Below are 12,356 nucleotides of genomic sequence, written 5' to 3'. Positions count from 1 at the left end.
TAAATTTTTTATTTTAAGATCCTAAATATATATTTCACATTTTTCGGCTGCTTCCCTATCCACCGGGTTATTTAATTGTTTTTCCATATGCACCGTACCCATTTCATTTTTAGTATCTACTTTGATATGGTAACCCTGAGCTAACCAGAAATTTAGAGAACCCGGAACAGTTCGATGGGTATGTAGATATATATTTTCATAACCTTTTTTTTGGCAAAAATCCTCACCTATATTTACCAGGGTGGAAGCTACTCCCTTGCGCCGCCAGGACTTACTTACAAAAACCCGCCATATACTGGCGGTACTATGGGGATGGTATATGTCCTTAAATAAGGGGAAATCTTTATCATAGGCCCGGATACCAATGGTACCAATTAATTTTTCATGAGCATTATCTACTGCCAGTAAGAAGTCATTACCTGCTGGTTTTAAATAGTAATCCGCTATATGCTGGATATCCTGATGGTAATCAGGAATATAACCATAACCAAATTCTTGCTGAATCATATCAAAAAGAAAATCCTGGATTTCTCCATAAGGAATTGTGGTCTCTTGTAAACTTTGCACCTGGAAATAAGTCATTTGCTCACCTTTATCAGTTTATTACTTTAAGGGGGAATACACCTCAAAAAGTAATACTATACAATTACTTTATATTAATAAAGGATAGAATGAATTATATAAAATTTACTATATACTTAACTAAAAGAAACATTAAAAAAGATAGAATTATTATCTAAATAATCTCATAAGTCATTTTTTTGCAAATAAGTCCTGTTTATATTTAATCACACATAGAGGAGTCCCTAAAATGAGTTGTTATATGTACTGGGATAAAATAAAATCCATTGCCCATTCCCTGAATAAATATGAAAATTACTCCCTTTCCCAAATGCCTCTGGAGGATATTATACCTATTCTTGATTCCGTAGAAGAAATAGCCCATGATAAGGTAATTGATTTTGACTCGGCTAAACATATACTGGATGATAAAAAAATGAGGGAAGCCTTACAGGTTATACGTAAGTTTTATGTTTACCTGGGCACCCGGCTGGAGACAGACATGGCCCAGAAAATAATATCATCATCTAATCCCTGGAAAACCTTAAAATCCTTCCATTTTTATGAGCGCTATTTAGGATTATTAAAAAATGAAAATCAGCTGGTTAAGTTTACTCCTGAAGAGAAAGTGGTATTTATTGGGGGAGGTCCATTACCTTTAACCCTGATACTGCTTAACCAGCTTTATAAAACCAGAGGAATCAGTATAGAAATAATACCGGAAGTGGCCCGGCTATCCCGGGAGGTTCTAAAAAAATTGGGCCTGGAGTCTCATATTGAAGTGGTGGAAGGAGATGAAAACAGCCTGAAAAACAGAGAATACAAGGTTATCATGGTGGCTGCTCTGGCAGAACCTAAAGAAAGAGTTTTTGCCAATCTATGGGAAATGGTGGATACCCGCACTCCAGTTATATACCGTACCTATACTGGTATGAGAGCCATTTTATACTCTCCAGTAACAGAAAGAGCAACCCGGGGATTTCACAAAGAAGTGATGATTCTACCTACAGGTAAAGTAAACAATACTTCGGTACTTATAAGAAAAGTGGTGTAAATGCAGGGAATATTATGCCGGAAATTATTGCAAATTAATTATACATGCATCACTTTAGAAGTTCTGGTGAAGGTACACCAGAAAAGATATTTTCCAGCCCGGAACTGGTAAAAAAAGCACATCTTAAGGCAACCCCAGGTGGCAGATCTTCTCTATAGCCTTAAAAATACAGGTATAGATATTGAAATCAAACTCACGGTTTCTGAGGCCCGGGATGAGCTTTTACGTATTTTAGGAAAACATATTTAAATTTTCTCTTTAGAATATTCTATTTCAGGGTTTTTTTACCGAATAATCCTCTGCAAAATACAGCTAGCGCTTATTTTATATTTTTTAAAATTATTATAACAATCTTTATATATGATGAAAGATTTAGGTATACCTAACACTTGAATTAGGTGTACCTAAAAATTATGAATTTTAAATTATAAACAAAATTCAATGGAGAATAACCATCATGGGCAACAAAACCATAAAATCATGGTTCAGGGGATTTAAATCAGATTCAAATGATTTAAAAACCCGGAATCTTCAGGAAAACTCAGGAAAAAGTAAAAGCAAGCTGAAAAAACTAGTACTGGTAGGAAACCCCAATGTAGGTAAAAGTCTGCTATTTAATAAATTAACTGGTAGTTATGTAACTGTATCCAACTATCCGGGAACCACGGTATCTATTGATAGTGGTAAATGTAATATCTCCGGGGAAAACTATGAAATAATTGATTCACCAGGGATGTATTCTTTAAGTTCCATCACCGAAGAAGAACGAATATCCAAACTGATACTACTAGAAGATGAGCCTGATATCTTACTCCATGTGGTGGATGCTAAAAACATGGAAAGAATGCTTCCTTTAACTTTACAACTAATTGAAGCAAAACTACCGGTGGTTCTGGTTTTGAATATGATGGATGAGGCTGAAAATGCGGGAATAAAAATTGATGCCTCCCAGCTAGAAGAAAAACTAGGTATCCCGGTGGCGACCACCGCAGCCACCACAGGACAGGGTATAGGGGAACTTAACCACAAAATTTCCCAATATAAACTAAAAGATGGATTTAATATTAAATACGATGAAAAAATTGAATCAGCTGCCCAGAAAATAAGTGATCTGCTACAGGGTGAATATCCTGTATCCCTCCGTTCATTATCCTTATTATTATTACAAGAAGACAGCGATGTTCAAAATTTGGTAAAGGAAAAAGAAGGAAGTAATTACACTTTTATTGATAACTTACTAAATGAAACCCTATCTCAATTCAAACAACCTTTAAACTATCTTATAAAAATGAAACTCCAAAAAGAAGCTACTGGATTAGTTTCTGAAGTATCTGACGATACTGGGGAGATTCAGATTGGGTTTAGAGAAAAGTTAAGCCGGGCTATGATTAATCCCCTTACAGGCATACCTATATTACTGGCAGTTTTATATTTTGGATTGTATCGGTTTGTAGGTGGTTTTGCTGCAGGGGATATGGTGGACTTTATTGAAACAGAGATTTTCGGCGAATGGGCCTTACCTCTGGTAGAAGGTTTTGTAACTAGCAGCATACCTTATGAAGCACTACAAAGCCTCATAATTGGGGACTATGGTATATTTACTCTGGGTATAACCTATGCCATAGCCATCATTCTTCCCATAGTCGGTGCCTTCTTTTTAGTATTCTCCATTCTGGAAGATAGTGGATATTTACCACGACTGGCCCTCCTACTGGATCGATTATTTAAAAAAATAGGACTTAGCGGAAGGGCCATTATACCCATGGTATTAGGTGTAGGTTGTGGTAGTATGGCCACCATGACCACCCGGACCCTGGAAACTAAACGTGAAAGGAATATAGCCACCTTACTACTGGCCCTGGCCATACCTTGTTCTGCACAATTAGGAGTAATATTTGCGGTTTTAGCAACTTCCAGCAGTGCTTTATGGCTGTGGGTATTTGTAATTCTATTGAATTACATCATAATTGGGTTCGCGGCTTCAAAAATTTTACCAGGATCCAATCCCACCTTTTATATGGAACTACCTCCCCTTAGAGTTCCTAAACTTTCCAATGTATTGAGAAAAACTTACACCCGGCTAATATGGTACTTCAAGGAATTATTCCCCTTATTTATTGCCATCAGTGTATTAATCTGGGGTCTGGAGCTTACTGGGATTCTGGACTTTATTATTGGAGCTATGAACCCTGTCTTAAGCGCTATTGGTTTACCGGTGGAAACAGCCCAGACCTTTATCCTGGGATTCTTTAGAAGAGATTATGGTGCCGCAGGACTATTTGAAATACAGGATGCCCTTACTGGAGTGCAGCTTTTAGTTTCAGCTGTAGTACTAACTCTATTTGTACCATGTGTGGCCCAGTTTTTGGTAATGATCAAAGAAAGAGGTAAAAAAGTCGCCCTGGCCATGGGAGCATTTGTACTGGTATATGCCTTTTTTGTGGGATTCCTGCTTAACCTGATATTATCTACTCTAGGAGTAGTCTTATGAAATGTGCATTATGTGGATTTGAATTTGACGAAACCAAAAGGTTGGAGAGCTGTCAGGCCTGCCTGGGAGCAGGATGCACCAAAATAAAATGCCCTAACTGTGGCTATGAAACTCTACCTGACCCGGAAATCGGAAAAAAGATAAAAAATTTTTTTAAAAGGAGATTTAAAAGTGAAGATGATAAGTGAACCTGCTGAAGAAGCACTGGAAAAAATATGGGTTTTTCAGGAGGACCATCCTGATAATCCCCTTTCCCCGGAAATAAAATCATTTAATCCCCAGGTTATTAAGGAACTGGAGGATTTAAAATTTATACAAAAAGAAGAGGGAGAATTCAAACTAACCTCTGAAGGTATGGAAGAAGCCAAAAATGTTATAAGAAGGCACCGGCTGGCTGAAAAATTACTCCATGATATTTTAGGATTAAGTGGAGAGGATATGGAAACTGCCGCCTGTAATTTTGAGCATATTATGGAGGGTGGAGTGGAGGAGAGTATCTGTAACCTCCTATCCCATCCGGATAAATGTCCTCATGGTAAGCCCATACCTCCCTGTGAGTGCCGCACCCAGGGTGGACATAGACATGGACATGGACACCATCAATGTGACTGTACCGCAGGGGTTAAAACCATCATAGATAAAACGGTTCTACCCCTTAATAAAATGGATAAGGGAGAAAAAGGAGAGATAGTATATATAAAATCATCTAAAAGGGATAACCTGCAGAAGATACTGGCCATGGGGGTACTACCTGGTCGTAAAATAGAGATTATCCAGACCTACCCCTCCTATGTATTCCAGATGGAACACACCCAGATGGCGGTGGATAAAGACATTGCCGAGAGTATCTATGTGGGATCAGGAAGTAATTAGATTTAAACTTTAAAATATGGTTTTATTAAATTATTTTTTCTTTAAAACCATAATGAACTATTTATTTTTTAATTTCAACTCATTTTTTTATTTTCTATCTATTTTTTTTAAATACTGGAAGGTATATTTTAAAAAACTGAGTTTTAATGATCCTAAATTTAAAATTAGCTATTTTTTTTTAAAATTAAATTAGAGGACGTTAATAGTCCTCTTGCGACATCTTTTTTTTGGAAAAAAGGAGTTTTATTGATGGACCCAAAATCGATGTCTTTTTTTCGCACAATTTCTATTAATCTCATCCCCTATTTAAGTTTACTTTATTTTTTTTCAATCTAAATTGAAAAATCAGGTAAATTTAAATATCAGTTCACATTGAACTTTATTCAAGTATAATTGAATATAATTATACTGAAACTTTAAAACAAATAAAGGAGGTGAAAAAATTAGAAAACAAGCGATTTTACTAGTAATAACAATTGTTTTCACATTAGCACTGTGTGGAGCAGTGTATGCCGAAGATTCACAGGGAGGTGAACCAACTGACCCCCTGGAAGAGGATATGAAAACGATGTCCTATTCTACCACCAGCAATCCCATTAATGAAGCAACTATCAATTTAAATATCAACCTGGAACACCCAGAAGCACTCGCCGGGGATAAATTACCTACCATAACTCTGGAAGATACAGATGGCAATTCTTACTCCCTCACTTCGGTGATAAAAATCGACAACCAAAAATACCAGATTAATTTTAACAGTGATAAAACCAGTGTCAAATTGAATATAAGTTCACCAGGACATGTAGCTCAAAGACTTACAGTTAATCTTTCAAAACTAAACCCTCAAGATTCTAAACTCCAGGGGGAAGCAAATGTAAACTTTAAAGCTTATAACCTATTGATAATCAGTAGTTCTGATAGCTACTCCAAAGCATTTGCAGAATCATATAAACAACTAAAAAACCAGGGATACTACTACAACCTGCACTACTTCAGTTTATCCCAGTTAAGTTCAGATGATGCAGAAACAAAACAAAGATTAGAACAAGCTGCCATAAAAGCAGACTTAATAGCAATTCAGATGGTGAGTAGTCCGGATAATGTGGCTAAAATTAAAAGTCTAATTGAAAAAAGCAATGCAATGGAAATTTTAGCCATACGCTGTGGAGTGGGTTTTGTGGATGATCCTCGCTTTAACAGCGATGATACCCTCACTCGGGAATACTGGGCTCAAGGTGCCCAGGAAAACATCCGCAGATTCCAGCTTTATATCTTAAATTCCATTGGCATGCAACTAAAAGATGGTGAAGATTTATCTGTGGTGAAATGGCCTAATCAGTGGATTTATCACCCTGATTCCTCAGTACCCACTTTCCAAACCTGGGAAGAATACTATAACTGGTATCAGAACCATGAATCTTACCAGGCTGGTGCACCCTGGGTGGGTATTGTGGCCTATGACTCCAGCTTTAAAGGTGATAACCAGGAGATGCACATCGCTCTTTTGAGGAGCCTGGAGAGTAAAGGAGTAAATGTTATTCTCACCTTTTCCAATGCCCAGGGAAGAATTAACATCATGGATCTTTACTTTAAAAATGAAAACCAGTCACGGATTGATGCTCTTATAACCTGTGTGGGATTCAACTATGTATCCGGAGTTACCCACGGTGTGGAATTATTTAAGGATTTGAATGTACCTGTTTTTGCACCAGTATATTCTTCTAATTTACAGGAATGGCTGGATAATTCCTATGGATTGGTAAGCGAATTGCACTGGCAGATTGCCCAGCCAGAAATCGATGGTAGAATAGAACCTATCCTTATGGGAGGTAAAGAAAACGCTGAAGTTGATCCTGAAACCGGGATTTTGGTGATACGCTTTACACCTCTAGGAGATAGGATTGAAAGAATCACCAGTAGAGTGGTTAACTGGGTTAAACTGCGTAACATGGATAATATGGACAAACAAATAGCCTTATTATACTACAATATAGGAGGAGGTAAAGATGGAGTATCTGCTTCCTACCTGGATGTGGTGGCCAGTGTGGAGAACATTTTGAAGGCCTTAAAAGAAGATGGATATCATATACCAGTAGATTATTCTGCAGAAGACATTGTGGACTTGATGCTCCATGCCGGTAACAATGTGGGATCCTGGGCCCCTGGTGAACTGGAAAAAGTGGTTCAAGCAGGAGCTATAACCATACCCATCAGTGATTACCTGGCGTGGTTTGAAACCCTGCCTTTAGAACTCCAAAAAGAAGTTCTAGCCCAATGGGGACCAGCACCTGGAAATGTGATGATCTATGATAATCAGATTGTTATCCCGGGAATCATGCTGGGGAATGTATTTTTAGGCCCCCAACCTATGCGTGGCTGGGGAGAAGACCCGGAAAAAATCAGACACTCTAACACCTTAGTCCCACATCACCAGTACATTGCCTTCTACATGTGGTTGCAAAACCATTTCGATGCAGTTATCCACCTGGGAACCCATGGAACCCTGGAATGGCTACCTGGAAGAAGTGTGGGTTTAGGAGAAGATGATTGGCCTGATGCTTTACTGGGAAACCTGCCCAACATCTACCCCTACATTGTAGAAAACCCGGGAGAAGGTACCCAGGCTAAAAGAAGAGGTTATGCGGTAATCATTGACCATATGATTCCTCCTATGATACCCTCGGAACTATATGGTGAACTGGCTGATTTAAATGATCTGATAAGCAGTTACCACACTTCCCTGGATCCTCAAAGAAAAGAAGTACTCCAATATCAAATCATGGAAATGATCTTGAAACTACATATCCATGTGGATTTGAAGCTGGATATGGAAAATGATTCATTTCAGGATATTGTCCATGAGGTGGAGCATTACCTGGAAGATTTAGCAGAAGAAATGATGCCCTATGGATTACATATCTTTGGAGCCCCTATAACTGGGGAGCTACTGGAGGAAATGATAGAATCTATTGTGAGTTTCCACCCGGAAGAAAGGGACAACCCGGAATACCGGGAAATGCTAAGAAAAAACCTGAGCCATAACTACGAAATCCAGAATTTACTGGCGGCCTTAAGGGCGGAATTTATTTCACCAGCTCCCTCTGGTAGTCCCATAAGAAAACCTGATGTACTGCCCACTGGATATAACTTCTATTCCTTTGATCCTCGTACAGCACCTGATTCTGCTGCCTGGGAATTAGGAAAGAAAATGGCTGATGACCTGGTAAATTCATTCTACCAGGAGAAAGGTTACTATCCTGATAATGTGGGAGTGGTACTGTGGTCCATCGAGTCCATGCGTACCAATGGTCAGAGTATTGCCCTTATACTACGTTTAATGGGCCTGGAGCCAGTATGGAGTTCTGGAAGATTAAATGGATTTAAGGTCACTTCCCTGGAAGAACTGGGCCGTCCCCGGATAGATGTAACGGTTTCTATTAGTGGATTGTTTCGTGATACCTTTTCCTATACCATTGACATGCTGGATGATGCTTTCCGTTTAGTAGCATCTTTAGATGAAAATGGGGAGGAAAATCATATCCGGAAAAATTATTTAGAAGACCGTGAAAAGTTCTTAAATCTAGGATTAAGTCCTGCTGAGGCTGAAAATCTGGCCATTGCCCGTATATTTGGGCCTGCTCCAGAAGCCTATGGTACAGGATTAAGTGAACTAACCACTACCACAACTGGCTGGGAAGATCAATCTGACCTGGTAGATACTTACCTAAACCGGATGTCCTATTACTATGGACGTAACCAGTTTGCAGTCAGTGGTCTGGAAGCATTTAAAAACCAGCTAACCAGGATAGATGCCACGGTTCAGGTACGGGATGGATTATATGGTGTACTGGATAATGACGATGTGGTGCAGTATCTGGGAGGTCTAACCATGGCTGCCCAGTCACTTTCTACTAAAGAAGTGAATATCTACATTGCCAATAGCCGGACTCTTAATGTTAAAATCGAGAGCCTATCCACCTTCCTTAATACCGAACTGCGAACCAGGGTATTTAATCCTAAATGGGCAGAAGGCCTGCTTAAGAATGGATTCTCTGGAGCAAACACCATCAATAAACATGTAGAAAACCTGTTTAGATGGCATAGTATTTCTCCAGAATCAGTAGAGGACTGGATGTGGGATACGGTTGCAGAATACTTTATACTGAATGCTGGTATGCGCAATCAGTTAATAGAGGCCAACCCCCATGCATTCAAATCCATTGCAGCCTGGAATCTGGAAGTTGCTCGAAGAGATATGTGGAATGGTGATGCATCCATGGTTTCTGCTATAGCGGATATCTATATCCAGTCTAATCTGGAGTACGGTGTGACCTGCTGTCATCATACCTGTGCCAATATGGCCTTTAATCAGTATGTGATGAGTAGTTCCAGTTTAAGTCAGAATGCCCTTCAACAGTTTGCAAATATCATGGAGAGTGCTACCGGGATGAAGTTATCTTTACCGGGTGTAACTAATCCATCCAATCCAGAGTCTCCTTCAAACCCTACCAATCCTTCTACTCCCAGCAATCCTGCTTCTACTGGTGAAGAACGTGACTATAGGGATGCAATTGAGGCTTCTGATGTGGAAGTGGAGATGCAACAAGAGTCAGATGAAAGCGTGGGAACTGAAAATCAAAAAGCATATGAGGTGGAAGAGGCCCATGCTGCAAGTTCTGCACAATCAGGAGTTCCAATAGCTGCCATTGTAGGAGTGGTGCTCTTACTAAGTTTAGTGGCTGCAGGATACTTTAAAAATGATTTGTGGAGGATTTTAAAAAAATAGTTCCCCTTTTTTCTTTTTTTTAAAAAACGTTTTTATAAAAATAAAAAATTAAGTAATATAAAAATACTATTAAAGAACCTGAATGTAATAAAAAGAGCCTTAGTATTACCTATAAGGTCAAATAACCTCTAAAAGTAATAATAACTATTATATATAATGTATTATAAAGATGGAGTTTGTAAATATAAGGAGTGTATAATATCATGCTTGATTTATTATGGCAGTTAGGAATTTTATCAGCAGTGCTGGTATTTGGGGTAAAGATTGGGCTTGCTATGGGTTTTGCTGGTCTTTCTAAAAAGACAGCAGTGGCTATTGCAGCTGGATATGGTGCGGGAATTATTTTATTATCCTATTTGATTTCAGGTTATACTGATATTATATCTAAAGTGGTTTATGATTATAATTTTATAATTTTTGTGGTTTTGGCACTTATAATCATTTATGCTGGTTTCCATACCATAAGAGAGTGGAAGGTGCATGGTAGAAATAAAGCTAAAGCGACATGTATGGCCATGATTGCACCTTGTCCCTGTTGCTTTGGTGCTGTTTTAGCAGCTATTCTTATGGCTGCTCCAGTTATAGGAGTTTCATCTGCTTTTTTGGGACAGTATGCTGGGGTTATAATGGGTGTAACAATTATATCTATTTATATGGCTTCTGATTTTATTGTTAAGTGGTTTGATAAGCCTTATCCTCTTTTACTGGGAAATTTCATGCTCTTTGTAGGGCTTTATTTTTTAGCTTCAGCTATTCTTATTCCCAATATTAGTGCTGTTTCAGAAACTCAAACGAGTCCTTTAAATGTACCTTCTCTATTGACTTTGTTTTATGTGGTAGTGGTGGTGGGTGCTTTAATAGCTTTGGGTGTTTTCTTAAACAGGAAGAAAAGTACTTTACTTGAAAAATAAATGAATAAAAAATTAATTTATAGGTGATTTTAGATGGTAGCAGTACCTGGTAGTGAATTATTAAGTGGCGGTTTACATGTTGTAGCGCAAAGTCTTCTTATTCCAGTGATTATTGGTCTTTTGGCTTTTATTGTTTATGCGGTTGTTTCCATGGGGGGCCTTATATCTGAGTATTCGGCCCGGATTAAGATAGATGTTCAGCAAATTGAAGATTTAATTAAATCTATTGCACACTCAAGCACCACCGATGAGATTATTGCCACGGTGGATAGTAGTGGTCTTCCTCAGAGCCAGAAGAATATTTTGGGTGAGATTGCTAAAAGCACAGATTTGGGTCCGGAGTCTCGTGAGGCTTTGGCCCGTAAATTGATTGAAAATGAGGAACTTAAAATAGAAAAAAGTTTGGAGAAAACGGATATGGTCACCCGGCTGGGACCTACCCTGGGTCTGATGGGAACACTTATTCCTATGGGTCCTGGTTTAGCGGCACTGGGTGCTGGTGATATTAATATGCTGGCTCAGGCTATTATTATTGCTTTTGATACTACTGTGGCTGGTCTGGCTGCAGGAGGTATTGCTTACTTTATTTCCAAAGTGAGACGACGGTGGTATGAGGAATATCTTTCTAATTTGGAGACTTTAGCTGAGAGTGTACTGGAGGTTAATAAAAATGCTTCGAAGGCCCAAACAAAGACGGTTTACTAGGCAGGATGAAGATCCTATGGCTGGAACGGCCAACCTGGTGGATGCCATGCTGGTTTTATCAGTAGGGTTTCTTATATTTCTGGTATTGTCCTGGAATATGCAGAGCGTGGTTTTTGCTGATATGTCTCCGGAAGAACGTCAACAGACTATGGAGGCTATGAAACAGGTAGCAGAACTTCAAATGGGACAAGAACTTAATGATACCCCTGATACTTCCTCTGGATCTGGTGAAGGTTATGTACAGATGGGTAAAGTGTATAAAGATCCAGAAACAGGGAAACTAATCATGATAGAAGGTTGACACCCTATTTTATTCATTTTAGGTGAATTTGATTTATTTTCTTGGGAGTCTTAATTTTTACATTTCTTTATTTTTATTAAGTATTATTTCAAATCAAAAATTTTATTCTATCTGATGTTCATTTATTCATATGGATGAAAAAGATACATGTGAAATAGTATGTGCACATGAAGAAGAAGTAAATTTTGTAAAGTCTAAAATGCTTCAAGATGAGCTTCTTTTTGAAGTATCTGATAATTTTAAAGTATTTGGTGATTCTACCCGACTTAAAATCCTCTATGCATTATCTCAAAGAGAATTATGTGTTTGTGATCTGGCAGCAGCACTTGAAATGAATCAGTCTGCTATTTCTCATCAGCTTCGAGTTTTAAGAAGCAAAAATCTGGTAAAATTCAAAAAAGTAGGTAAAATGGCTTACTATTCTCTTGCTGATCAACATGTGGTTGCATTAATTGAGCTTTGCGTGGAGCATACCAAAGAGAAGCTTAGCTAATATTTTCTTCTTAAGTAGAATTATTAATGAAATACTCTTGAAATTGAACTACTCCTATTTTATCTAAGCAGGGTTTTTTTGAAGATAATAATCATTTTTCCATTATGAATTATCCGCATTTACACAGGCTTTAAAAGCCAGCTGTAAAACTTTTTTTATTCTATATTTTTTTTTATTTCGG

The 12,356-nt window shown here is 38.2% G+C and carries 10 protein-coding genes; 9 read left to right on the top strand and 1 reads right to left on the bottom strand.

Annotated elements, in window-relative coordinates; genetic code table 11:
* Positions 1-21: 21 nt before the first annotated feature.
* A complete protein-coding gene (locus HYG87_RS02605; protein ID WP_211533685.1) occupies positions 22-582 on the bottom strand; it encodes a GNAT family N-acetyltransferase in 561 nt (186 codons plus the stop codon).
* 229 nt (positions 583-811) lie between these two features.
* Between HYG87_RS02605 and HYG87_RS02600 the strand changes: the two genes are divergently transcribed.
* The 9 genes from HYG87_RS02600 to HYG87_RS02560 all read left to right on the top strand — a co-directional run bounded on the left by HYG87_RS02600 (position 812) and on the right by HYG87_RS02560 (position 12,175).
* Positions 812-1,615, top strand: a complete 804-nt coding sequence (locus tag HYG87_RS02600) for a nicotianamine synthase family protein (RefSeq protein WP_211533684.1) — start codon at positions 812-814, stop codon at positions 1,613-1,615.
* 457 nt (positions 1,616-2,072) lie between these two features.
* Positions 2,073-4,106: a ferrous iron transport protein B gene (gene feoB / locus HYG87_RS02595; RefSeq protein WP_211533683.1), complete on the top strand. Its 2,034-nt coding sequence runs from the start codon at positions 2,073-2,075 to the stop codon at positions 4,104-4,106.
* Positions 4,103-4,294 (top strand): DNA helicase PriA, encoded by a 192-nt coding sequence (locus tag HYG87_RS02590; RefSeq protein ID WP_211533682.1) that lies wholly within the window; start codon positions 4,103-4,105, stop codon positions 4,292-4,294. The genes feoB and HYG87_RS02590 overlap by 4 nt, the downstream gene beginning before the upstream one ends.
* The gene (locus HYG87_RS02585; protein WP_249164912.1) at positions 4,284-4,979 is read left to right on the top strand and encodes a metal-dependent transcriptional regulator; all 696 of its coding nucleotides are present in this window, start codon (positions 4,284-4,286) and stop codon (positions 4,977-4,979) included. Before HYG87_RS02590 ends, HYG87_RS02585 begins: the two co-directional genes overlap by 11 nt.
* Before the next feature lie 505 nt (positions 4,980-5,484).
* A complete protein-coding gene (locus HYG87_RS02580; RefSeq protein ID WP_249164873.1) occupies positions 5,485-9,765 on the top strand; it encodes a cobaltochelatase subunit CobN in 4,281 nt (1,426 codons plus the stop codon).
* A gap of 203 nt (positions 9,766-9,968) precedes the next feature.
* Entirely contained in the window at positions 9,969-10,676 is a 708-nt protein-coding gene (locus HYG87_RS02575) for a DUF2162 domain-containing protein (protein WP_211533680.1), read from the top strand.
* A 33-nt stretch (positions 10,677-10,709) separates the two neighbouring features.
* A complete protein-coding gene (locus HYG87_RS02570; protein WP_211533679.1) occupies positions 10,710-11,381 on the top strand; it encodes a MotA/TolQ/ExbB proton channel family protein in 672 nt (223 codons plus the stop codon).
* Positions 11,347-11,682, top strand: coding sequence for a DUF2149 domain-containing protein (locus HYG87_RS02565; protein WP_211533678.1), 336 nt, complete (start codon positions 11,347-11,349; stop codon positions 11,680-11,682). The genes HYG87_RS02570 and HYG87_RS02565 overlap by 35 nt, the downstream gene beginning before the upstream one ends.
* 130 nt (positions 11,683-11,812) lie before the next feature.
* Positions 11,813-12,175, top strand: a complete 363-nt coding sequence (locus HYG87_RS02560; RefSeq protein ID WP_211533677.1) for an ArsR/SmtB family transcription factor — start codon at positions 11,813-11,815, stop codon at positions 12,173-12,175.
* The last annotated feature ends 181 nt before the right edge of the window (positions 12,176-12,356 follow it).

Origin of the sequence: Methanobacterium alkalithermotolerans (genome assembly GCF_018141185.1) — an archaeon.
In the GTDB taxonomy this organism is placed as follows: domain Archaea; phylum Methanobacteriota; class Methanobacteria; order Methanobacteriales; family Methanobacteriaceae; genus Methanobacterium_F; species Methanobacterium_F alkalithermotolerans.
This window is presented reverse-complemented; position numbering and strand designations above follow the sequence as displayed.